Annotated in this window: 24 protein-coding genes; 17 read left to right on the forward strand and 7 right to left on the reverse strand. The window is 73.3% G+C overall.

From position 1 onward, the window contains the following. Positions 1-6: 6 nt before the first annotated feature. Together ACE3Q2_RS10080 and ACE3Q2_RS10085 are read right to left on the reverse strand one after the other, a co-directional pair. Positions 7-504 carry a nuclear transport factor 2 family protein gene (locus ACE3Q2_RS10080; RefSeq protein ID WP_374473916.1) on the reverse strand — a complete coding sequence of 166 codons (498 nt, stop codon included), beginning with the start codon at positions 502-504 and terminating at the stop codon, positions 7-9. A gap of 116 nt (positions 505-620) precedes the next feature. Beyond that, complete coding sequence (locus ACE3Q2_RS10085) at positions 621-1,367, reverse strand: TetR/AcrR family transcriptional regulator (RefSeq protein ID WP_374473940.1); 747 nt, start codon at positions 1,365-1,367, stop codon at positions 621-623. Between ACE3Q2_RS10085 and ACE3Q2_RS10090 the strand changes: the two genes are divergently transcribed. The 10 genes from ACE3Q2_RS10090 to ACE3Q2_RS10135 all read left to right on the forward strand — a co-directional run bounded on the left by ACE3Q2_RS10090 (position 1,332) and on the right by ACE3Q2_RS10135 (position 10,499). After that, positions 1,332-2,006 carry a CPBP family intramembrane glutamic endopeptidase gene (locus ACE3Q2_RS10090; protein WP_374473917.1) on the forward strand — a complete coding sequence of 225 codons (675 nt, stop codon included), beginning with the start codon at positions 1,332-1,334 and terminating at the stop codon, positions 2,004-2,006. The two genes, ACE3Q2_RS10085 and ACE3Q2_RS10090, sit on opposite strands and share 36 nt — an antisense overlap. Before the next feature lie 44 nt (positions 2,007-2,050). Further along, positions 2,051-2,413: a cupin domain-containing protein gene (locus tag ACE3Q2_RS10095; RefSeq protein ID WP_374473918.1), complete on the forward strand. Its 363-nt coding sequence runs from the start codon at positions 2,051-2,053 to the stop codon at positions 2,411-2,413. Positions 2,414-2,415: 2 nt separating this feature from the next. Then, positions 2,416-3,471: a nitrogen regulation protein NR(II) gene (locus tag ACE3Q2_RS10100; RefSeq protein WP_374473919.1), complete on the forward strand. Its 1,056-nt coding sequence runs from the start codon at positions 2,416-2,418 to the stop codon at positions 3,469-3,471. A 118-nt stretch (positions 3,472-3,589) separates the two neighbouring features. Then, positions 3,590-4,426, forward strand: coding sequence for a TrmB family transcriptional regulator (locus tag ACE3Q2_RS10105; RefSeq protein WP_374473920.1), 837 nt, complete (start codon positions 3,590-3,592; stop codon positions 4,424-4,426). Further along, entirely contained in the window at positions 4,423-5,559 is a 1,137-nt protein-coding gene (locus ACE3Q2_RS10110; RefSeq protein ID WP_374473921.1) for a Gfo/Idh/MocA family protein, read from the forward strand. The genes ACE3Q2_RS10105 and ACE3Q2_RS10110 overlap by 4 nt, the downstream gene beginning before the upstream one ends. Beyond that, complete coding sequence (locus tag ACE3Q2_RS10115) at positions 5,556-6,782, forward strand: aspartyl protease family protein (protein WP_374473922.1); 1,227 nt, start codon at positions 5,556-5,558, stop codon at positions 6,780-6,782. The genes ACE3Q2_RS10110 and ACE3Q2_RS10115 overlap by 4 nt, the downstream gene beginning before the upstream one ends. A gap of 63 nt (positions 6,783-6,845) precedes the next feature. Further along, positions 6,846-8,252, forward strand: coding sequence for a nitrogen regulation protein NR(I) (gene ntrC / locus ACE3Q2_RS10120; protein WP_374473923.1), 1,407 nt, complete (start codon positions 6,846-6,848; stop codon positions 8,250-8,252). Between the two features lie 56 nt (positions 8,253-8,308). Continuing rightward, positions 8,309-8,971, forward strand: coding sequence for a superoxide dismutase family protein (locus tag ACE3Q2_RS10125; protein WP_374473924.1), 663 nt, complete (start codon positions 8,309-8,311; stop codon positions 8,969-8,971). Then, complete coding sequence (locus tag ACE3Q2_RS10130; RefSeq protein ID WP_374473925.1) at positions 8,968-9,444, forward strand: N-acetyltransferase family protein; 477 nt, start codon at positions 8,968-8,970, stop codon at positions 9,442-9,444. Before ACE3Q2_RS10125 ends, ACE3Q2_RS10130 begins: the two co-directional genes overlap by 4 nt. 5 nt (positions 9,445-9,449) lie before the next feature. Continuing rightward, the gene (locus tag ACE3Q2_RS10135) at positions 9,450-10,499 is read left to right on the forward strand and encodes a CDP-glycerol glycerophosphotransferase (RefSeq protein WP_374473926.1); all 1,050 of its coding nucleotides are present in this window, start codon (positions 9,450-9,452) and stop codon (positions 10,497-10,499) included. A gap of 7 nt (positions 10,500-10,506) precedes the next feature. On the opposite strand, the gene ACE3Q2_RS10140 is transcribed toward ACE3Q2_RS10135, so the two are convergent. Next, positions 10,507-12,726: a patatin-like phospholipase family protein gene (locus ACE3Q2_RS10140; RefSeq protein WP_374473927.1), complete on the reverse strand. Its 2,220-nt coding sequence runs from the start codon at positions 12,724-12,726 to the stop codon at positions 10,507-10,509. Positions 12,727-12,788: 62 nt separating this feature from the next. Next, on the reverse strand, positions 12,789-13,664 hold the full coding sequence (locus ACE3Q2_RS10145; protein ID WP_374473928.1) for a hypothetical protein: 876 nt from the start codon (positions 13,662-13,664) through the stop codon (positions 12,789-12,791). Positions 13,665-13,743: 79 nt separating this feature from the next. Here ACE3Q2_RS10145 and ACE3Q2_RS10150 point away from each other — a divergent pair, with 79 nt between their 5' ends. Further along, complete coding sequence (locus tag ACE3Q2_RS10150) at positions 13,744-14,688, forward strand: class I SAM-dependent methyltransferase (RefSeq protein WP_374473929.1); 945 nt, start codon at positions 13,744-13,746, stop codon at positions 14,686-14,688. 34 nt (positions 14,689-14,722) lie between these two features. After that, positions 14,723-16,000 (forward strand): acetyl-CoA C-acetyltransferase, encoded by a 1,278-nt coding sequence (locus ACE3Q2_RS10155; protein ID WP_374473930.1) that lies wholly within the window; start codon positions 14,723-14,725, stop codon positions 15,998-16,000. Between the two features lie 9 nt (positions 16,001-16,009). Here ACE3Q2_RS10155 and ACE3Q2_RS10160 read toward each other — a convergent pair whose 3' ends face one another. The 3 genes from ACE3Q2_RS10160 to ACE3Q2_RS10170 are packed head-to-tail and all read right to left on the reverse strand — an operon-like array spanning position 16,010 to position 19,079. Next, a complete protein-coding gene (locus ACE3Q2_RS10160; protein WP_374473931.1) occupies positions 16,010-17,257 on the reverse strand; it encodes a heme biosynthesis protein HemY in 1,248 nt (415 codons plus the stop codon). Next, the gene (locus tag ACE3Q2_RS10165; protein WP_374473932.1) at positions 17,254-18,270 is read right to left on the reverse strand and encodes a uroporphyrinogen-III C-methyltransferase; all 1,017 of its coding nucleotides are present in this window, start codon (positions 18,268-18,270) and stop codon (positions 17,254-17,256) included. Before ACE3Q2_RS10165 ends, ACE3Q2_RS10160 begins: the two co-directional genes overlap by 4 nt. Positions 18,271-18,302: 32 nt before the next feature. Next, a complete protein-coding gene (locus tag ACE3Q2_RS10170) occupies positions 18,303-19,079 on the reverse strand; it encodes a uroporphyrinogen-III synthase (RefSeq protein ID WP_374473933.1) in 777 nt (258 codons plus the stop codon). Positions 19,080-19,119: 40 nt separating this feature from the next. Between ACE3Q2_RS10170 and ACE3Q2_RS10175 the strand changes: the two genes are divergently transcribed. The 5 genes from ACE3Q2_RS10175 to ACE3Q2_RS10195 all read left to right on the forward strand — a co-directional run bounded on the left by ACE3Q2_RS10175 (position 19,120) and on the right by ACE3Q2_RS10195 (position 22,148). Continuing rightward, positions 19,120-19,569 (forward strand): YiiD C-terminal domain-containing protein, encoded by a 450-nt coding sequence (locus ACE3Q2_RS10175; RefSeq protein WP_374473934.1) that lies wholly within the window; start codon positions 19,120-19,122, stop codon positions 19,567-19,569. Positions 19,570-19,601: 32 nt separating this feature from the next. Then, positions 19,602-20,018, forward strand: a complete 417-nt coding sequence (locus ACE3Q2_RS10180) for a hypothetical protein (RefSeq protein WP_374473935.1) — start codon at positions 19,602-19,604, stop codon at positions 20,016-20,018. Between the two features lie 66 nt (positions 20,019-20,084). Continuing rightward, on the forward strand, positions 20,085-20,516 hold the full coding sequence (locus ACE3Q2_RS10185) for a rhodanese-like domain-containing protein (RefSeq protein ID WP_374473936.1): 432 nt from the start codon (positions 20,085-20,087) through the stop codon (positions 20,514-20,516). Between the two features lie 89 nt (positions 20,517-20,605). Continuing rightward, positions 20,606-21,106: a protein-export chaperone SecB gene (secB, locus tag ACE3Q2_RS10190; protein ID WP_374473937.1), complete on the forward strand. Its 501-nt coding sequence runs from the start codon at positions 20,606-20,608 to the stop codon at positions 21,104-21,106. A gap of 16 nt (positions 21,107-21,122) precedes the next feature. Continuing rightward, on the forward strand, positions 21,123-22,148 hold the full coding sequence (locus ACE3Q2_RS10195; RefSeq protein WP_374473938.1) for an NAD(P)H-dependent glycerol-3-phosphate dehydrogenase: 1,026 nt from the start codon (positions 21,123-21,125) through the stop codon (positions 22,146-22,148). Positions 22,149-22,232 lie beyond the last annotated feature (84 nt).

Consider the following 22,232-nt stretch of genomic DNA (forward strand, 5'->3'; position numbering starts at 1 on the left):
GCGGCCTCAGCCTGCGGGCGTGGCCGCCGGCTCCGCGGGCAGCGGGTGCGCGCGCAGCGCCTTGAAGCGCCAGCCGTCGCCGTCGCGCACCACCAGCGTGTGGTTGACGAAGCGCCGCAGCAGTTCGCGGCCGCCATCTGCGGTTTCGCGCTCGAGCCGCACGTGGCCGTCGGCCATCACCACGCCCGGCGCCACCTCGCGCAGCGCCACGATCTCGGTGACGTGGTGCATGCCCGCCGGGCGCCCGGCGAAGGAGCGGGTGAAGTAGTCCAGGATGCCCTCGCGCGAGTCGAAGGCCACGCGGTCGGCGAGGCGGAAGTCGGCGTCGGGCGCGAACATGGCCGCCAGCCTGCCGGCGTCGGCGGCGTCCCAGTGCGCGTCGCTTTCGGCGGCCATCGCCAGCAGGGTGGCGCGGTCGGATTCGGCGAGCTCGCGGCAGTCGCCGGCGCCGGGGCAGGCCCAGGCGGCCAGCATCAGCAGGCTGGTCCAGAACAGCTTGATCATCGGGGACTCCTTCGGGCCGCAAGGAAGCGGCAGGGACACGAAGCCTAGCGACGGCGCGGCCGGCGGTCAGCGCCGATGCGGCGAAGCGTGGCCGCCGCGCGGCGGGGCGCGGCGTCTCAGGCCGGGGTTTCCAGCCCCAGGTAGGCGCGGAACATCCGCGCCTGTTCCGCGACGAAGCGCGCCAGCCCGAGCTCCGGCGGGATGCGTTCGAGCACGATCGCCGACTGCAGCGTCTGCAGCGTGGTGAACAGCCCCAGCGAAACCGCCAGCCGCGGGTCGGGATGCCGGATCTCGCCCGTGCGTTCGGACAGCCAGGCGTGCATGGTGGCCATCAGCTCGGCGCTGCGTTCGGCCTGGCCGTGCTGGTCGGGCGACTGCCAGTAGCCCACCACCAGCGCGCGGATCAGCCGCTGCCGCGCCAGCTGGCTGTCGGCGAACGCCGACAGCAGGCCGTCGATGCGTTCGCCCAGGCCGGCGCCGGCCCAGCGCGGCTGCGCCAGCATCTCGCGCAGGCGCTGGAACTGCTGCTCGTGCACGCGTTCGAGCACCAGCGGCAGCAGCGAGTCCTTGCCGCGGAAGCGCTTGTAGATGGCGCCCACCGAGACATGCGCGCGTTCCGCCACCTGCTCGATGGTCAGCGCGTCGGCGTCGCCGGCGGCCAGCAGGGCTTCGGTGGCGGCCAGGATACGGTCGCGCGTGGCGGCGCTGCGCGGCTGGCGCGTGGGACGATCCGGCGAGGGGCGGGCACGGGTGGCCAGGCGCGTTTCCGGGCGTGGGTTCGCGAAAAGTATAGGGCGGTTCGCTTTTGCCTCCCGCAGGCTGCCCGCATGCCCCCAACCCGCGAGTCCGCCATGCTCCGCCAGCTGCTGGTCGTTTCCCTCGTCTTCCTTGCCGCGTACTTCGGCCTGCCGGCACTGGGCCTGGCCCTGGCGGGGCCGGCGGCCGTGGCACTGGCCAGCCTTGCCGCCGTGGTCATGCTCCGGCGCGATGGTGAATCCTGGCCGGCGCTCGGCCTGGCGCGTCCCACGCGTCCGCTGCGCCTGCTGGCGGCGTCGCTGGGCATCGCCGTGCTGGGCTACCTGGCGGCGGTGGTCGCCGTGGTGGTGGCGACGAAAGTGCTGGGCTGGCCGCCGATGGCCTCGGCGCGCCTGGGCGCGGTGCAGGGCAACCTGCCGGCGCTGCTGGGCATCCTGGCCATCGCCTGGACCACCGCCGCGCTGGGCGAGGAGCTGCTGTTCCGCGGCTTCCTGCAGGGCCGGCTTCAGGCGCTGCTGGGCGAACGCCGCGGCGCCGGCCTGCTGGCCGCGGCCATCCAGGCCCTGGTGTTCGGCTTCGCCCACGCCTACCAGGGCCCCACCGGCATCCTGGTCACGGGCAGCCTGGGCCTGGTGTTCGGCCTGGTCTGCCTGCGCACGAAGTCGCTCTGGCCGCTGGTCATCGCCCACGGCCTGGTCGACACGCTGAGCCTGCTGGCGCTGTACGCGGGCCGCCTGCCGGCGTAGCGGGCGGCGAGCCACGCGCGCGGATTTGGCCGATACTCGCGGCCATGTCCAGCCCGCACGTCATATCCCTTCCGCTCGCGGTCGCTCCCGAACAGGCTCCCATCGCCGCCGACCGCGTGATCGCCGGCCAGCCGGTGCAGAGCACCTGGCTCGAATACGCCGACGAGGCCGCCGGTTTCTACGTGGGCCGCTGGCGCTGCACGCCGGGCAAGTGGCGCATCGCCTACACCGAGCAGGAGTACTGCCTGCTGCTGTCGGGCACCAGCGTGCTCACCGCCGACGACGGCACTGCGCTCACCGTGCGCGCCGGCGACGCCTTCGTCATCCCGGCCGGTTTCCGCGGCACCTGGGAGGTGCTGGAAACCACCACCAAGCGCTTCGTCATCCACGAGCCGGCCGCGCCCTGACGATGTCGACCACGCCCGGCCCGCCGCTGCCCGAGCAGCTCGCCACGCCGCTGGCCTGGCTCGACGCCGAAGGCCGGCTGCAAGGCTGCAACCCCGCCTTCGCCAGCTGGCTGGGCATCAGCGCGCGCCGCCTTCAGGGCCTGGCGCTGGCCGAGCTCGACGCCGAAGGCGGGCGCCTGGCCGAACTGCTGCCGCGCCTGCCGGAATCCGGCGAGGCGCTGCGCGTGCGCCGCGCGCGCCTGGCCTTCCCGGGCGCGGGCGAACACTTCGCCGACCTGTGGCTGGCGCGCGGCGACGACGGCGGCGCGCGCGTCGAAGCCCACCCGGCCGACGAATTCCCCGGCGAAGACCCCGCCACCGCGCTGCCGGCGGCGCTGTCCGCCGCGCTCAAGGGCCTGGCGCACGAAATCCGCAATCCGCTCGCCGGCATGAAGGGCGCCGCGCAGCTGCTGGCACGCCGCGTCGACAGCGACGAGGCGCGCGAACTGGTCGACCTGGTCGGTTCGGAAGTGGACCGCCTCGCCGCCCTCGTCGACCGCCTGATGAACCCGGCGCCGCCGCGCGCCTTCGCGCCCACCAACATCCACGCCGTGCTCGAGCGCGTACGCCAGCTGGCCGAGGTGGAAGCCGGCTGGGCGGTGAAACTCGTGCGCGACTTCGACCCCTCGCTGCCGGAATTCCCCGGCGACGCCGACCGCCTGGTGCAGGCGCTGTGGAACCTGGTGCGCAACGCGCTCGAGTCCGGCGCCTCGCAGGTGCAGCTGCGCACGCGCGCCGAGCACCACGTGCTCATAGGCGACCGCGCGCACCGCCTGGCCGTGCGCGTGGACATCGCCGACGACGGCCGCGGCGTGCCCGAGGACCTGGCCGAACGCATCTTCCTGCCGCTGGTGTCGGGCCGGGCCGAAGGCACCGGCCTGGGCCTGCCGCTGGCCCAGCAGGTGGCGCGCGAGCACGGCGGTTCGCTGGGCTACCGTTCGCGCCCGGGGCACACGGTGTTCACCCTGCTGATCCCGGTGCCGGACGGCGAGGGCGAGGCGCCGGCGGCCAGCGCCTGACCCGGCGCGGGAGGACGCGCGCGGGCATCCCGCCGGGCTGGCGGGGCGGTACTTGTGGCACGGTTGCCTGCCGACAGGTTGTGCAATGATAGTAGTGTCAACTACTACTACTTACGCCGTGTCCACCGAACCGAACCCCGAACAAACCCTGGCCAGCCTCGGCTTCACCGAGCTGGAAACCCGCATCTACGTGGCCCTGCTCAGGCAGTCCCCGCAGACCGGCTACGGCCTGTCCAAGGCGCTGGGCAAGGCACCGGCCAACATCTACCAGGCGCTGGCCTCCCTTTCGCTCAAAGGCGCCGTCCTGGTGGAGGAAGCGGGCGGCAGCCGCAGCGCCAGCGCGGTGCCGCCGGACGAGTTGCTCGAACAGCTGGGGCGGCGCTTCAAGGCCTCCAGGGACGCGGCGGCCGACGCGCTCGCCAAGGTGCACGTACCCTTGCCCCAGAACCGCCTCTTCCAGATCCAGGACGTGGACCAGTTCTACGCCCGGGCCGAAGCGCTCATCGACCAGGCCGGCGAAACGATCCTGTTCGACCTGTTCCCGGAGCCGCTGCGCCGGCTGCACCCGGCCCTGCAGCGCGCCCACCTGCGCGGCGTTCGCATCGCCGGGCTGGTCTACGAGGAAGTGGACGCCCCGTACCCCGCAAGCCTGGCCGCCCGCGCGGGATTCGCGCTCGAACGCTGGCCGGGCCAGCAGGCGACGGTCGTCGCCGATGCCAACGAGTACGTCCTCGGGCTGATCGCACGTGATGGTGCGTGCCTGGTGCATGGCCTGTGGACCGACAGCCCCTACCTCTCGTGCATGCAGCACAGCGGCCTGTCCGCGGAAATCGAGCTGGGCTCGCTGGCCCACGGCGAGGACGGCCCCGCCTTCGCCGCGACCAGCCTGCTCGCCGCCATGCCGCCCGGCCTGCGCCGCCTGACCGGTCTTCCGACCCATGGAGACGAAACATGAACCCGACGAACTCGCACAGGCGCCGCCTGCTGGGCGGACTGGCGGCTGCCGCCACCTTGCCGCTGCTGGCCGGGTCCGCGACGGACGCGGCGGCACGCAGCACGCGCACGGCATCGAAGGACGCGCGCCTCGGCATCGCCATCGTCGGCCTCGGCGGCTATGGCAGCCTCGCCCTGGAGCGCTTGTCCCAGTCGAAGGTCGCCAGGCCGGCGGGCATCGTCAGCGGGTCGCGGGAGAAGGCCCTGGAGGCCGCCGCGCGTTACGGCATCCCGGCGGACGCCGTCTACGGCTACGACGACTATGAACGCCTGGCCCGCGACGAACGCATCGATGCCCTGCACCTGTGCCTGCCGGTCGGCCTGCACGTCGAACACGGCCTGCGCGCCTTCGCCGCGGGCAAGCACGTGCTGTGCGAGAAGCCGCTCGCCGCCACGGCCGGCGAGGCCGAACGCATGGCCGCGGAAGCGAGCCGCGCGGGCCGCCTGCTGATGCCGGCGTATCGGGCCTGGTTCTCCGACGCCGTGCAGGACGCGATCGGCCGCATCAGGCAGGGGACGCACGGCCGCCTGGTGTCCGTGGATGCCCACAAGGGTTTCCCGATGGCGCTGCCCGCCGGCAACTGGCGCTTCGACCCGGCCCTGTCCGGTGGCGGTTGCCTGCTCGACATCGGGCTCTACAGCCTGCAGCTGCAGCGCTGGTGCGCCGGCGGCCTGCCGTTGTCCGTGCGCGCCATCAGCCACCGCGGCAACGACCCCCGGTTCGCGCACGTGGAGTCGGACATCGCCTGGGTGGCCGAATTCGCCGGCGGCGTGCTGGCCACGGGCTCGGCGAGCTGGCGCTACCGCAACCAGAACCGCCTGCGCATCGGCCTGGAGACGGCGTGGCTGGACATCGACCCGGCCACGCCCGCGATGGGCGAGCGCCTCCGCATCGGGCTCGATGCGCCGCCCCGGATCGAGGAGCCGCAGTTCCCGCTGCGCGACCAGATCCCGTGCATGTACGACGCCTTCGCCGAGGCCTGCCTGGGACGGCGCGAACTGCCCGTGCCCGCCAGCGAAGGTATCGCCGACCTGCGGATGGCCGAGATGGTCTATCGCGCGGCGAATGCTGCCCCGGGAGGAGCGCACCAATGAACCAGCCCATCCTCCGAATGGCCCTCGGGGCACTGGCCTGCCTGCTCCTGTGCACCGCCGCCATGGCCGCCTCCCCGGCGGCTACGGACGAGCCGGAGGTGCCGGCTGCGGGGACGGTTCGCTTCGCGGACGGCAGGCGCAATTCCGGATGGCTCGATTTCGAGTTCTTCCGCGAACAGCGCATCTTCCTGCCGGCGCGGGTCAACGGCCGCGACACGATGCTGCTGCTCGACAGCGGCGCCGAAATGAGCGTGCTCGACAGCGCCTTCGCGGAATCGCTCGGCCTGGCCCGCACCCGCAACGTCACCGCCAAGGGTACCGGCGGGACGCAGGACGCCAGCTTCCTGCCCGCCCTCAACGTGGAGATCGGCAACCTGCGCCTTGATGGCGTCGCCGCCGCCGCGGTCGACCTGTCGGGCGTTTCGGCGATGGTGGGGCACGCGCTGCCCGTGGTGCTTGGCAACGAGGTCTTCGCGCAAGCCACGATCGAGATCGACTTCGCGCAGCGGCGCATCCGCTTCCACGATCCCGCTTCCTTTCGGCCGCCTGCCGGCTTCCGATCCCTTGCGGCCACCCACGGACCCGAGGGCATTCGCCGCATCCCGGCCACGCTCGAAGGCGAGGGTCCGCTGTCCTTCGATTTCGATCTTGGCAACGGCAGCCCGGTGCTGGTGTCCGCGGGCCACTGGCGGCGGGAAGGCTGGTTGGTGGGGCGTCGAACGGCTGGCGCCTTCGGCGGCGGAATAGGCGGGATGCAGGAGCAACGCGTCACCCGGGTGAAGTCACTGGAACTCGCTGGTTTCCGCCTCCGCGACCTGCCTGCCACCCTGCTGCCAGCCGAAGTTTCGAACCCCGGAACGAGCCCGGCCGCGGGCAACCTGGGGCTGCCGGTGTTCCGGCGCTTCCACCTGGTCGTCGACTATCCCCGCGACCGGCTCCTGTTGCGGCCCGCGGAAGACGCGGCGCGGCCGTTCATGCACGATCGCAGCGGACTGTACGTCCTGCGCGAGGACGGGGCGCTCAAGGTGGCCTACGTGGTGCCGGAAAGCGCGGCGGCGCAGGCCGGCTGGCAGGCGGGTGACCTGATCGAGACCGTCAACGGCACGCCCGTGCGGGCGCTGGCAGACCCCGGCGCCTGGCGTCTTGGCCAGGCCGGCACGACGGTGCGGTTGGGCATGCGGGACGGCTCCACCCGCGCGCTCGTTCTGGCCGATTACCTCTGAGACAGCGTCCGTCGGAGGTTGCCCGTTTGCACTATGATGGTGCGAACCCCCAAGGCCCGCCGCATGCCCCTCCCGCCTTCGCAGCCGCCCCGCGTCTGGGTCGTGGACGACGACCGCGCCGTGCGCTTCGTGCTGGCCCAGGCCCTGCGCGACGCCGGCTACGCGGTGGCCTCGTTCGAAGGCGCGCGCGAGGCCCTGGCCGCCCTGCGCGACGGCGAAACCCCCGACCTGGTGTTCACCGACGTGCGCATGCCCGGCGTGGACGGCCTGGCCTTCCTGGATTCGCTCAAGGCCGCGCGCGCGGAGCTGCCGGTGGTGGTGATGTCGGCCTACACCGACGTGGCCAGCACCGCCGGCGCCTTCCGCGGCGGCGCGCACGAGTTCCTGTCCAAGCCCTTCGACCTGGACGAAGCCGTGGCGCTGGCGGCGCGCGCGCTGCCCGAACTCGCGGCGGCGCGCCCCGAGCCGGCGCCGGAAACGGGCGATGAACTGGTGGGCGACACGCCGGCCATGCGCGAACTGTTCCGCGCCATCGGCCGGCTGGCGCAGGCGCCGCTGTCGGTGCTCGTCACCGGCGAAACCGGCACCGGCAAGGAGCTGGTGGCGCGCGCGCTGCACCGCGAATCGCCGCGCGCGCACAAGCCCTTCGTGGCGCTCAACACCGCCGCCATCCCGGCCGAGCTGCTCGAGAGCGAACTGTTCGGCCACGAGGCCGGCGCCTTCACCGGCGCCCAGAAGCGCCACGTCGGCCGCTTCGAGCAGGCCGACGGCGGCACGCTTTTCCTCGACGAGATCGGCGACATGCCGGCGGCGCTGCAGACGCGGCTGCTGCGCGTGCTGGCCGAGGGCGAGTTCTTCCGCGTCGGCGGCCGCGAGCTGATCCGGGTGGACGTGCGCGTCATCGCCGCCACCCACCAGGACCTCGAGGCGAAGGTGCGCGACGGCAGCTTCCGCGCCGACCTGCTGCACCGCCTGGACGTGGTGCGCCTGCACCTGCCGCCGCTGCGCGAGCGCAAGGCCGACGTGCCGGCGCTGGCCGCGCGTTTCCTGGCCCGCGCCGCGGCGCGCCTGGGCACGCCGCCCAAGCACTTCCACCCCGCCGCGCTCGAACGCCTGCAGCGCCACGACTGGCCCGGCAACGTGCGCGAGCTGGAAAACCTGTGCTGGCGCCTGGCCGCGCTGGCGCCCGGCGACACCATCACCGTGCGCGACCTGGGCCAGGCCCTGCGCGGCGGCGAGCCGGCGCGCGCCGGCCACTGGCAGCGCGAGCTGGCCGGTGAAGTGCGCGCGGCGCTGGCGCGCGGCGAGGCCGACCTGCACGCGCGGCTGCGCGCGCAGTTCGACAACGTGCTGCTCGAAACCGCGCTCGAACACAGCCAGGGCCACCGCCAGAAGGCCGCCGAAAGCCTGGGCCTGGGCCGCAACACGCTCACCCGCAAGCTTGGCGCCCGGCGCCGCCGCGAACCTTGATTGCGCGCCGACGCCCGCGCGCGCACCCTTTGCTTCACCGAAACGAGGAACCCACGATGAGCCCGAAGCACACCCTGATCGCCGCCGCCCTTGCCCTGGCCCTGTCGGCCTGCAGCCCGACGGCACCCGAAGCCGCGCCGGAAGCCGCCCCCGAAGTCGCCGAGGCCCCGGCCGAAGCCGCGCCCGCCGATGCCGCCGCCGGCATGACCCAGCCGGCCGCCTCCGCGCGCGTGGTGCTGGCCCCGCTGCAGGACAGCGGCGTGGCCGGCGAGCTCACCTTCGACGTCGCCGACGGCGGCGTGCGCATCTCCGGCACCGTCACCGGCCTGCCGGCCGGCGGCCAGCACGGCTTCCACGTGCATGAAACCGGCGACTGCAGCGCGCCCGACGGCAGCAGCGCCGGCGGCCACTTCAACCCGGCCGGCGCCCCGCACGGCGACCGCCACGGCGACGGCCCGCACCACGCCGGCGACATGCCCAACCTCGACGTGGCCGCCGACGGCAGCGCCGCGGTGGACCAGGTGCTCGCCGGCCTCGAGATCGCCAGCGGCGGCGCCAACGACATCGTCGGTCGCGCCGTGATCGTGCATGCCCAGGCCGACGACTACGCCACCCAGCCCACCGGCAACGCCGGCGGCCGCATCGCCTGCGGCGTGATCGAGCTGGTGAACGCGCCGCCCACCGACGCCTCGCCGGCCGGCCCGGCGCCGCAGGAATGAGCCGCGAGGCTGCCGAGTCGCTGATCGTCGTCCGCCCCGCCGGGGTGGACGACGTGCCGCGCCTGCGCGACTGGGCCCGCGCCATGGCCCTGGAAACCGAGCACAAGCAGCTCGACCCGGCCACCGTCGAGGCCGGCATCCGCGCCGTGCTCGACGAACCGGGCCGCGGCGCCTACCTGGTGGCCGAACACCACGGCGAACCGGCCGGCACGCTCATGCTCACCTACGAGTGGAGCGACTGGCGCAACGGCGACTGGTGGTGGATCCAGAGCGTGTACGTGGCGCCGGAACACCGCCGCCAGGGCGTGTACGCCGCGCTCTACCGGCACGTGCACGCCCGCGCCGAGATGACGCCGCGCGTGTGCGGCCTGCGCCTGTACGTGGAGCGCGACAACGCCGCCGCCCAGCGCACCTACGAGCGCCTGGGCATGGTGGACGCGGGCTACCGCATGTACGAGGCGCCCACGCCCTAGCGCCGATGGCCGACTACCTGCTCTACGCCACCGAGCGCTACGCGCTGCCCATCCTCGCGCCGCTGGCGGAAACGCTGCAGGCGGCCGGGCATCGCGCGCACGCGCTGCTGGTGCGCGGCGCCGCGGGCAGCGCGCTGCCGGCGCCGGTACGCGCGGTGGGCGTGCGCGAGGCCGTGGCGCTGAAGCCGCGCGCGGTGTTCAGCGCCGCCAACGACGTGCCGACTTTCATTCCCGGCGCGAAGGTGCAGCTCTTCCACGGCTTCAACGTCGAAAAGCGCAGCGACGAACGCGGGCACTTCCGCGTGCGCGGCCTGTTCGACCTCTACTGCACGCAGGGCCCGGCCACCACCGCGCCCTTCCGCGCCCTGGCCGAGGCGCAGCGCCACTTCGCCGTGGTGGAAACGGGCTGGACCAAGCTCGACCCGCTGTTCCGCGGCCACGACGCCGAGGCCGCGGCGCTGCGCGCGCCGGCGGCGGGCCGGCCGGTGGTGTTCTTCGCCTCCACCTTCACCGAGCGCCTGAGCGCGGCGCCGCACCTGCATGCGGCCATCGCCGCCGAAGTGGCGCGCGGCGAGCGCTACTGGCTGCTCACGCTGCACCCCAAGTGCCCCGCGGCGCTGTTCGAACGCTACCGCGCCCTGGCCGGCCCGAACGCGGCCTTCGTCGAAACCGAGCAGCTGGTCACCGCGCAGCGCGCCGCCGACGTGCTGGTGGCCGACACCACCTCGGTGGTTTCCGAATTCGTGGTGCAGCGCAAGCCGGTGGTCACCTTCCGCAACCGCGCGCCCAAGCCGCACATGCTCGACTTCGACGACCCGGCCCGGCTGCCGGAGATGCTGGCGCGCGCCTTCGCGCCCACCGCCGCGCTGCAGGCGGCCATCGACGCCTACGCCGAAGCCATCCACCCGTCGCGCGACGGCCGCGCCGGCGAACGCGTGCTCGCCGCCACCGATGCGCTGCTGGCCGGCGAGCTGGGCACGCTGCGGCGCAAGCCGCTGGCAGGCTGGTGGCGCGGCCTGCAGCTGCGCCGCGAGCTGGGTTACTGGGGCCGCTGAGCTTCCCTCAGCGCGGGCGGCCCAGTTCCAGCAGCAGGATGCCGTCGCCGCCCTCGCGGATGCCGTAGCCAAGCTGCAGCGGGCCCAGCCAGGAATCGAAGCCGAAATACACGCTGCCGTGCAGCTCCGAGGCGCCGTCGTCCAGGTCCTGGCCGCGGCCCCAGGTGCGGCCCAGTTCGATCGTGCCGCCCAGCACCGCCGAGCGGCTGAGCACGCGGCCCAGTTCGTAGGTGTAGCCGGCGTAGGCCAGCGCGTAGTTCTGCGCCAGGCGCTCGTTCGGCCGGTAGCCGGCGAAGCGGGTCAGGCCGCCCAGGCGGAACAGGCCGGGCACCGGGATGTCGTCGTCGCTGGTGACGTGGTAGCGCAGGCCGCCGAAGCCCGAGTGCTTGCCGATGGCGTGGGCCGATACCAGGTCGAAGTTCGACTGCGTGTAGTCGGCGTCGGCGCCCAGCCCCGTGCGCGAGAGCACCGAGCTGAGCACCGCGTAGGTGCCCGCGCGCGGCAGGTAGGTGCTGTCGATGCGGTCGTAGGTGAGCGCGAACTCTACTTCGCCCTGGTCGAAGTCCAGGCCGCTGAACAGCGGGTTGCCGATTTCCAGCTCCACCTCGCCGTAGCGCCGGCGCAGGCCCAGGGTGGCGGCGCCGTAATTGCCGAACTCGCGACCCAGCGCCAGGTCGATGCCGAAGTTGGGAACGCGGTAGTTCGCCAGGCGCTCGCCGTTGTCGTCGAACAGGCCGAACTTCGGGCTTTCGTAGCTGGCCTGGGAGACGAAGAAGTAGTCGCCCTCGACGCCCAGCGGCTGGTAGTAGTCCACCAGCAGGCCGGTTTCGTCGCCCAGCTGGAGCAGGCCGCGTAATTCGCCGCCCAGGCGGTTCACCGGCGCGCGCAGCACGCCGGCGCGCAGGTTCACGAAGAAGTCGCCGCTGAAGTCGGAATACAGGCTCAGGCCGGTCTCGAGGTAGTTCGGCCCGTGCCGGTGCGGCACCACGGTGACCACCACGCCGGTCTGGCCGTTTTCCTCGACCAGGTCGTAGCTCACCTGGTCCATGGTTTCCAGGCCGTAGAGCTCGAGCAGGTTGCGCTGCAGGCGTTCGGTGTCCAGCGGCTGGCCCGGCGCGATGTCGATGCGCGAGAGCAGGAAGGTGTCGTCGTAGCGGCTGCGGTTGTCCAGGCGCACGAAGTGCACCACCGGCACCCCGGCGGACGGCGCCGGGCGCGCCGCGGCCAGCGTGTCGTACTGGCCCGCCTCGACCCCGAGCGCCGCCAGCCGCGGCCGCACCGTCTCCAGGCTCTGCTCGCCGATCCGGAGCGCGAGGTCGAGTTTGGCGAAATCGGTGGTGGCCACCTGGTCGGCCAGCGGCGGCCGGATGGCGATGTCCTGCGGCCCCAGCGCGGCGAGCTGGGCCTGCGCGCTGCCCACCGTCATGAAGCTGCTGATCTGGTCGATGATCTGGAACAGGTTGGCGCTTTCGTCGAGCTTGCCCAACGGCGTGCCCACGTCCACCGCGATCACCACGTCGGCGCCCATGGCGCGCACCACGTCCACCGGCACCTGGTTCACCAGGCCGCCGTCGAGCAGCACCTTGCCGTCGATGACCACCGGCTTGAACGCGCCCGGGATGGACATGCTGGCGCGCATGGCCTGGGCCAGGTTGCCTTCGCCCAGCACCACGGCCTGGCCGGAATTGAGGTCGGTGGCGACGGCGCGGAAGGGAATGGGCAGGTCGTCGAAATCGGCGCGGGTGGCCACCGGCTGGGTGAGCTGTTCGAGCAGCAGCAGCACGCGTTCGCCCGAGAGCACGCCGGCGGCCAGCTTCACGCCTTCGTTGCCGATGCCCGGCTTGCCGGGGATGAGCGACAGGTCCTCGTCGCGCTTGCGGCGGAAGGTGCGCTGCGGGCGCTCGAGCCGGTCGTTGAACATGCGCGGCCAGTCGAGCTCGCGCAGCTTCGCTTCGATCTCGTCGGCGCCCAGGCCGGAGGCGTACAGGCCGCCGACCAGCGCGCCCATGCTGGTGCCGGCGATGCAGTCCACCGGCACGCGCTGGCGTTCGAGTTCCTTGAGCACCGCCACGTGCGCGAAGCCGCGCGCGCCGCCGCCGCCCAGCACCAGGCCGATGCGCGGGCGGCCGGGGTCGTCGCCGCCGGCGCGGCAGGGCAGGTCGGCGGCCGTCGCGGGCAACGCGGCGAAGAAACCCAGGACGAAGGAAAGCAGCAGGCGGAAAGACATTCGGGGGGCCTCGGGCCGGCCTGGCGCCGGCGTTGCCCGCACAGTCTATCGGCCGGCGCCAGTTACTCGGAGAGGATGGCGCGCGGGTCCTGCCCGGCCGGGCAGTGGTCGTAGGTGACCGGCACGCCGTGGGCCTCGAGCACCGCGGCCAGCTGGCGCTGGCGCATCTGGAAGCGTTCGAAGGCGCGCGTGAGCTTCACCGCGTCGGCGCCTTCCGGCGCGAAGCCGCCCTCGGTCCAGGCGTCGATGTCGAGCAGGGCCATGCGCACGCCCTGGTTGGCGTACACGGCCAGCGGTTCCGGCGGCGCGTCGAGCCACTGCTCGGTGTCCGGCGCCAGCAGCGCGGCTTCCAGCAGCGGCCACAGCGGCGCCAGGCCGACGTGTTCGTACTGCAGTGCCATCATGGCCGCCAGGTCGTTGAGCGTGAGCAGGCGCGCGTGCTCCACCGCCACCGCGAAGCCGTCCTGCGCGGCCAGCGCGGTGTCGGCGGCGGCCATGCCGGTGTCGAGCAGCACCTGCTCCAGGCGTTCGCCCACCGGCGCGACGGCGGCGGCGTCGCCGCGCAGCAGCAGCGGCAGCAGCTTGAGCGGGCCGCCGGCGAAATCGGCCGAGGGCCGCAGCGTTTCCGGCAGGCCCTCGGCGCCGGCGCCGAAGCCGATCACGCGGCCGCCGGCGGCACCGGGCGCGCGCGCCACCAGGCGCTCGAGCTCGGCGTGCAGCGGGTAGCCCGGGCGCAGCAGTTCCACCGGGTCGAACAGCGCCGCCACCAGCGCCAGGTCGAGGCCGGCGGCCTCGGGCACGAGCTTGGCGAGGTCGCGCGCCACCAGGCCGGCCAGCGCCCCGGCTTCGTCCACGCCCAGGGACTGGCGGCCGGGTTCGGCGCCGGGCGACAGCTCCAGCGCAAGGGCGCCGAGGACACTCAGGACGGGCTTCGACATACGGGTGCGTGCGGTGACGGGTTATGATCGCCATCATACCTTCCGCGACAGGACGGCCCGTGCAGAACCGGCCGCAGGCATGGATTTCCAAGACTACAAATCCTTCTGGAACGACAAGGCCAGCACGCCCACCGGCGCGATGGTGGCCGTGGACGGCAGCCACGACGAACGCACCCTGCGCCTGACCGGCGCCTTCTCGGCCGCGCAGGCCCGCGCCGCGCTCGGTTTCGCGCCCGGCGACCGCGTGTTCGAGCTGGGCTGCGGCGTCGGCCGCATCGGCCGCGAGCTCGCGGGCGAAGTTGCGCACTGGCACGGCCTGGACATCGCCGAGAACATGCTCGAGGTCGCCCGCGGCCGCCTGGCCGGCGTGGGCGACTGCGCCTTCAGCCCGCTGCGCCGCAGCCGCCTGGACGCGCTCGAAGACGCCTCGATGGACAAAGGCTACTGCGTGGCCGTGTTCATCCACATGGACAAGGAAGACTTCGTGCTCTACCTGCGCGACGTCGCCCGCGTGCTCAGGCCCGGCGGCCTGTTCTACTTCGACCACTGGAACCTGGCCCACCCGGTGGGCTGGCGCCGCTTCTCGCTGGAAGTGGACCAGGCCGCGCGCCTGCCGCCCGGCCAGCGCAAGGACGTGGCGCGCAACCAGTTCTGCGTGCCGCAGGAAGTGGAAGCCTACGTGCGCGGCGCTGGCCTGGAAGTGCTGGCCGTGGTGACCGACACGCCCTGGGTGCAGGTGGTGGCGCGCAAGCCCGACGGCGACGCCGCGGCCGCCGCGCGCGAAGCCGCGCGCCTGCAGGCCGCCGCGCCGCGCATCAGCTACGGCGCGCAGTGGACCGCCTACTTCGACGCCATCGTCGCCGACGAGGCCCGCGCCCAGCCGCCGCATTCGCTGCTGGCGCTGCTGGCGCGCGAGCCCGCCGACGACCCGGTGGCCCTGATGTTCCGCGCCTGGATCCACGGCGCCTGGCGTTCGCGGCCCGACTGGGGCCCGGTGCCGGCCGGCCTGGAACCCGGCGCCTGACCTTCCCCGAATTCACGTGCAAGGAGTGAGCCCGATGTCGCTTCCCCGTCGTGTCGCCATCCTCGGCGGCGTCCGCATCCCCTTCTGCCGCAACAACACCGCCTACCACGACGTCGGCAACCTCGGCATGTCCATCAAGGCGCTGGGCGCGCTGGTGGAGAAGTTCAGGCTGCACGGCGAGGCGCTGGGCGAAGTGGCCATGGGCGCCGTGCTCAAGCACTCGAGCGACTTCAACCTGGCGCGCGAGGCGACGCTGAGCTCGGGCCTGTCGCCGTCGACGCCGGGCATCACCATCCAGCGCGCCTGCGGCACCTCGCTCGACACCGTCATCACCGTGGCCAACAAGATCGCGCTCGGCCAGATCGAGGCCGGCATCGGCGGCGGCAGCGACACCACGTCCGACGTGCCCATCGCGGTGAACAAGCGCCTGCGCCGCCGCCTGCTCGACCTGAACATGGCGCGCAGCTTCGGCGCGCGCCTGAAGGCCTTCAAGGGCTTCAGGTTCAGGGAGCTCACGCCGGAATTCCCGGGCGTGGGCGAGCCGCGCACCGGCAAGTCCATGGGCGAACACTGCGAGATGATGGCCAGGGAGTGGAAGATCACCCGCGAGGCCCAGGACCAGCTGGCCTTCGAATCGCACACCAAGGCCGCCATGGCCTACGAGCGCGGCTTCTACAAGGACCTGGTGGCGCCCTTCCGCGGCGTCGAGCGCGACAACATCCTGCGCCCCGACACCACGGTGGAGAAACTCGCCACGCTCAAGCCGGCCTTCGACAAGACCTCCGGCCAGGGCACCCTCACCGCCGGCAATTCCACCCCGCTCACCGACGGCGCCTCGGCGGCGCTGCTCGCCAGCGAGGAATGGGCCGCGGCGCACGGGCTCGAGGTGCAGGCGTACCTGCGCGACGCGCAGGTGGCGGCGGTGGACTTCGTGCACGGCGAAGGCCTGCTGATGGCGCCCTGCTGGGCGGTGGCGCAGCTGCTCCAGCGCAACAACCTCAAGCTGCAGGACTTCGACTTCTACGAGATCCACGAGGCCTTCGCGGCCCAGGTGCTGTGCACGCTCAAGGCCTGGGAAGACCCGGTGTTCTGCAAGGAAAAACTCGGCCTCGACGCGCCGCTGGGCAGCATCGACCGCAGCAAGCTCAACGTGGTGGGCAGCTCGCTGGCGCTGGGCCATCCCTTCGCCGCCACCGGCGCGCGCATCGTCGCCACGGCGGCCAAGCTGCTCAAGGAAAAGGGCCAGGGCCGCGTGCTGGTCTCGATTTGCACCGCCGGCGGCATGGGCGTCGCCGCCATCGTCGAGCGCTGACCCCGTTCCTCAGGGCGGCAGCAGCGGGATGCCGTGGGCGTTGCGGATTTCCGCGACCGCCTGGTCGGCGATCTGCTGGCGCAGGCTGCGGCCGTCGAGCGGCAGCGCCGGCTCGCCGCGGCCCAGGCGCAGCGCGTTGGCGTAGGCGATCTGGGCGCGGCCGGCGTCGTTCTGCGCGGTGAACACGTGGCCCAGGCTTTCCCAGGCATCGGCGCCGGCGCCCTGCGCCAGCGCGCGGTGCAGGTAGTCCTCGGCCTTGCCCCACAGTTCCTGCGCGCGGCACAGGCAGCCCAGCGTGGCCAGCAGGCCGGGGCTGCTGGGGTGCGCGGCCAGCCAGGCTTCGGCGCGCGCCAGGCGCTGGCTGTCGCGGCCCGCGGGCAGGCGGCCGTAGAGCGCGGCCAGTGATTCGTCCCAGTTCGCTTCCAGCGCGTCGGCCACGGCCAGCGCGCCGGCGTCTTCCAGGCCCAGCGGCGCCGCGCGCCGCGCGAACGCGGTGGCCACCGGCGCGGCGTGCTGCAGGCGCTGCGGCAGCGCGTGCCAGGCCTGCTGCAGCGTATTCGCGTTCGAGGCTTGGGCGAGGCTGGCGGCGGTGATCTTCAGTTCCAGCGCGGCCAGGCCGTCGGCGTCGAGCGCCTGGTCGCGGCGCAGGCCGTTGAGCAGGGCCTGGGCCTCGGCGGCGCGGCCGGCGGCCACCAGCGCCTCGGCCTGCAGGCGGCCGGCGCGCGGCGGCCGCGGCATGGGCAGGCCCGAGAGCGCGGCCAGCGCGTCTTCGGCGCGGCCCTGCTGCAGCAGGCGTTCGGCCTGGTCGAGTGCGCCGGCGGCGGCGTCGTGCTTGAGCAGCGCGGCCTGGTGCTTCGCCGCGGCCTCGGCGTCGCCGCGCGCCGCGGCGGCGCGGCGTGCGCCCAGCAGGGCCGGGGTGCGCAGCGCGGGGTCGTCGGCGGCCTTGGCCAGCAGCTGTTCGGCGCGCTGCCAGCGGCCCTGGTGCAGGGCTTCCAGGCCGCTCACCAGGCGGCTGCGCGCCAGCTGGTGCGCGTGCCGGCGCCAGGCCCGCAGCGGCAGCCGCAGCAGCCACCACAGCGCCCACAGCGCGAACCACAGCAGGCCCCAGGCCAGCACGAAATACGCCAGCGTGGTGGTGTAGGTCAGGCCGCGGAAGCGCACCACCACGTCGCCCAGGTCCTGCGAGAACCAGTGCCAGGCCAGCGCGCCCAGCACCGCCAGCGCCAGCCACCACAGCAGGCTGCGGTAGAGGTTCACGGCGCGCTGCCCCGGCCGCGGCGCAGGTCGCGCAGCTGCTGCAGGGCGGCGCCTTGGTCGGGCAGCGCCGGCGCCAGCGGCTGGCTGGCCAGCGCGGACAGGCGTTCGCGGCGTTCGCGCAGCAGGGCGTCGTCGGCGTACAGGCGCTGCAGCCACTGGTCGATGCGCTGCAGGCTGGCGTGGAAGCCGGCGTCGTCGCGGCGTTCCAGCGCGGTGCGCGCGAGCGCCAGTTCCAGCGCCAGCGTGGCTTCGCCGGTGGCGCGGTCGGCGGGCGAGATCAGGTCCTGGCTGCTGCTGGGGCGCACCTGCACGATGGCGTCGAGCAGGCGCTGCCAGCGCGAACCGCCGTCGGCCGCCACCGGCGGCGTGCCGGGCGCGCGGCTGGACAGGCGCGGCAGCGTGGCCTCGAGCGCGTCGAGTTCGCCGGCGGCCAGGTCGCGCGGGTCGTCGGGCAGGGCGCGCAGCGCGGCCAGTTCCTGGCCCAGGGTCTGGCGCAGGTTGATGTACTGCGGGTCGGTCAGTGGCGCCAGGGCCTGCTGCGCCAGCTGGGTGGCGTGGATGGCGCCGGCGATGTCGCCGCCGACGGCCAGCCGCGCCTGGGCCAGGCCCAGCAGCAGCTCCACTTCGTCCAGGCGCAGGGCTTCGCTGCCCTCGGCGGCCTGCGCCGACAGTTCGCGCAGGTTGTCCTCGAGGATGGCGGCGCGCTGGCTGACGCCCAGCACTTCCTCGCGCAGCAGGCCGGTGCGCGCGTGGGTGTCGGTGAGGCGCTGGTCGATGCCCTGCTGGTTGCGGCGCAGGCCGGTGATGGCCTGTTCGGCGTCGAGCAGGCGCGCGTCGAGCGCTTCCGGGCTGAGGTCGGGACCGGCGTCGTCGGCGGGCGCGAAGCGCTGCCAGGCCCACCAGCCGCCGGCGCCGAGCGCCAGGACGAGGATGGCCGCCAGCAGCCACGACAGCAGCCCGGCGCGCGAGCGGGAAGCGGGGGAATCGGGGGAAGGGTCGAGCTCAGTGTCCACGGCGGGGGGTTAACGCAGGAACCTGTCTCATCCTACCGGAAGCGTCCCCGGGCCACATCGGCGGCGAGCGCCTCGAGCAGCTTGCCGGGCGCGGCGCCGGGGGCCGGCACGATGGCCTGGAAACCCAGGGCCGCGAGCTGCACGGCCAGGCGCGGGCTGCTGGCCACCGCCGGCCGCGCGCGCAGCTGGTCGCGGGCCGGTGCATCGAGCACCGACCACAGGCCGTCGAAGGCCTCGCTGCTGGTGACCAGCAGGGCCGACCGCGGCGGCAGCGCCGCCAGCGCGGCCAGCTGCGACGCACGCGGGCGGATCGCCTCGCGGCGGTACACGTCGGCGCGGTGGATTTCGGCGCCGCGGCCGGCCAGGGTTTCGGGAATCAGCCCGCGGCCGCCGGGCGCGGTGACCAGGCCCACGCGCACCAGCGGCGCCTGCAACGACGGCAGCGCCAGCAGCGATTCGGAGTCGGAGCCGCCCGCCGGGGTGATCGCGCCGGGCACGCCGGCGCGGGCCAGCGCCCGCGCGCTGCCTTCGCCCAGCGCGAACCAGCGCTGCCCCGGCTGCACGCGCAGCGTGGCCTGGCGGCTCGCGAACACCACGGCCGCCGGGCTGGTGACCACCACCACCGGGCAGGCCAGCGCCGCCTGCAGCGCCGGCCCGACCGGGCGCTCGCGCAGCGCCAGCGTGGACACCGCAAGCACGCGCGCACCCAGCGCCGCCGCCGCGCGCCGCACCGGCCCGTGGCTGCCCGAGGGGCGCAGCGAGATGACGTACCATCCCGCCAGCGCTGGCGCGGTCGCTGCCTTTTCCATGCCGCCAGCTTCGCACAGCTTCCCGGGAAAACGGCACCGCATGACCAGGCTCGACGAACTCAACGCACACTACGACGCCATGCCGCCGGTGGCCGCCATGCGCATCCGCGCCACCGCCTACGACGGCCAGAGCCTGCGCCTGCACGCGCCGCTGGCGCAGAACGTCAACGACAAGGACTGCGCCTTCGGCGGCAGCCTGGCCAGCATCATGACCCTGGCCGGCTGGGGCCTGCTCACGCTGCGGCTGGCGGATGCCGGCATCGACAGCGACGTCTACGTCGCCGACAGCCAGATCCGCTACCTGCGCCCGCTGTTCACCGACCTCGAGGCAGAGGCCCGGCTGGCCGACGACGTGGACTGGGACGCCGTGCTGCGCGCCTGGCGCGAACGCGGCCGGGCGCGCGCCTCCATCGTTTCGCGCATGCTGGGCCCGGACGGCGCGCCGGTGGCCGAGCTCACCGCCCGCTTCGCCGCCCTGCGCGGCGACTGAGCAGCCCGGGGGCGGATATGCATAATGGCCGCATGAACCCGTCCCTGCGCCTGCTTTCCTTCCTCCTCGTCCTGCTGCTGGCAGCCTGTGGTTCGGTCGGCGGCAAGCGCACGCCGCTCGACCAGACGCTGTACGACTACGTCAGCGCCATTCGCTGGAGCGAGTTCGAGCTGGCCGAGAAGTTCGTCGACCCGGAGCAGCTGCGCCGGTCCGGCTTCTCCGACCTCGACCGCGAGCGCTACAAGCAGTTCCAGGTGGCGGGCTACGAGGTGAAGTCGGGCCACGAAACCGGCGACGGCCTCTACGAGCAGGTCGTCGAGATCCGCTTCGTCAACCGCAACACCCAGGTCGAGAAGCTGGTCACCGACCGCCAGCGCTGGCGCTGGGACCCCGAGGCCGGCCGCTGGTGGCTGGCCAGCGGCCTGCCCGACCTGGGCACCGGCCGCTGACCGGTTTGGCCCGGGGCCGCGCGGGCCCCATAATGCCGGCCCCGCTGTCGCCGTGACCTGCCTGCCATGGATCGCCTGATCGAGTTCGCCCAAGCCAACCTGCTGCTGTCGGTGGCCTTCGCCGGCCTGACCGTTGCGCTGGTCTACACCGAGATCGCCCGCCTGTTCCGCCCCTTCAAGGGCGTCAGCCCGGCCCAGCTCACCGACCTGATCAACCGCGAGAACGCCCTGGTGCTCGACATCCGCGGCCAGGCCGAGTTCGAGAAGGGCCACATCATCGGCGCCAGGCACCTGCTGCCCAGCCAGGTGGACCCGGAAGGCAAGCTGCTGGCCAAGGCCAAGGAATCGCCGGTGGTCGTGGTCTGCTACGCCGGCGTGTCCGCCACGGGCGTGGCCCAGAAGCTGGCCAAGGCCGGCTTCAAGCGCGTCAGCGTGCTCGAGGGCGGCATCGGCGCCTGGCAGCAGGCCGGCCTGCCGCTGGCCAAGGGCAAGGCCTGACCCCACGCCGTCCGGGGCTGCCATGCCCCGGCCCGACCGGCATGCGATAATCGCCGGTCTTTCCACCGAATCATTCCCGGAGCACGACCATGGCCGAGCAGAACAACGGCGCCGCCGCCGAGCAGCAGGCGCAGTTCACCATCCAGAAGATCTACGTGAAGGACGTTTCCTTCGAAGTCCCGAACTCGCCGCAGATCTTCAACGAGCCCGGCCAGCCGCAGCTCGAGCTCAACCTCAACCAGAGGGTCGCGCGCGTGGCCGACGGCCTGTTCGAGGTGGTGCTTGCCGTCACCGTGACCTGCAAGCTCGCCGAGAAGACCGTGTACCTGGCCGAAGTGCACCAGGCCGGCCTGTTCGGCCTGGGCGGCTTCGACGACCGCACCCTGGACATGATGCTCGGCACCTACTGCCCGAACGTGCTGTTCCCGTACGTGCGCCAGACCGTGGGCGAACTGGTCGCCAACGGCGGCTTCCCGCCGTTCTACCTGCAGCCGATCAACTTCGAGGCCCTGTACGCCGAAGGCCTGCGTCGTCGCGCCGAGCAGGCCCAGGGCGGCGCCATCCAGGCCCCCGAGGCCGGCAACGCCTGATCCGGGCGTAATGCCGATGGACCCGGCCAAGCCGTCGGTCGCCGTGCTCGGGAGTGGTTCCTGGGGCACGGCACTGGCTTCGCTGATCGCCCGCAACGGGCACCCGACCACGATCTGGGGGCGCGACGCCGCCCAGGTCGAGGCGATCGCGCGCACGCACGAGAATCCGCGTTACCTGCCGGGCATCGCCCTGCCGGAAACGCTGCGCGCCAGCACCGACATCGCCGCCACCGTGGCCGGCGCGGACCTGGTGCTGGTGGTGACGCCCAGCCACGCCTTCACCGAAACCCTGCACGCGCTCGCGCCGCACCGCCGCCCCGCGGCCGGCGTGGCCTGGGCCACCAAGGGGTTCGAACCGGGTTCGGGCCGCTTCCTGCACGAAGTCGCCGCCGAGGCCCTGGGCTCCGGCGTGCCGCTGGCCGTGGTCACCGGCCCGTCCTTCGCCAAGGAAGTGGCGCAGGGCCTGCCCACCGCGGTCACCGTGCATTCCGACGACGAGGCCTTCGCCCGCGAGGTGGCCGAGTCGCTGCATGGCCCGACCTTCCGCGCCTACACCGGCAACGACATGCTGGGCGCCGAGCTTGGCGGCGCCATGAAGAACGTGCTGGCCGTGGCCACCGGCGTCGCCGACGGCATGTCGCTGGGGCTCAACGCCCGCGCCGGCCTGATCACGCGCGGGCTCAACGAAATGCTGCGGCTCAACGTGGCGCTCGGCGGCCGCGCCGAAACCCTGATGGGCCTGGCCGGCCTGGGCGACCTGGTGCTCACCTGCACCGGCGACCTCTCGCGCAACCGCCGCCTGGGCCTGGCGCTGGGCCGCGGCCAGTCCATCAAGGACGCCGTGGCGGCGATCGGCCAGGTCGTCGAGTCGGTGCAGACCGCCGACGAAGTGATGCGCCTGGCCGAGCGCCACGGCATCGAGCTGCCCATCTCCGACCTGGTGCGCCGCGTGCTGCACGGCGACATCACCCCGGTCGAAGGCCTGGGCATGCTGCTCGCGCGCGAGCAGAAGCCCGAATACCCCGCGGGTTTGTTCGGCTGAAACTGTAGGAGCGGGGGGGGGGCCGCCCCGAGGAGAGGGGACAGTGGCGGCGGGAGGGCCGCACAACAAGGTGGTTGTTGACAG

The organism is Arenimonas sp., from assembly GCF_041913985.1.
Taxonomy (GTDB): domain Bacteria; phylum Pseudomonadota; class Gammaproteobacteria; order Xanthomonadales; family Xanthomonadaceae; genus Arenimonas.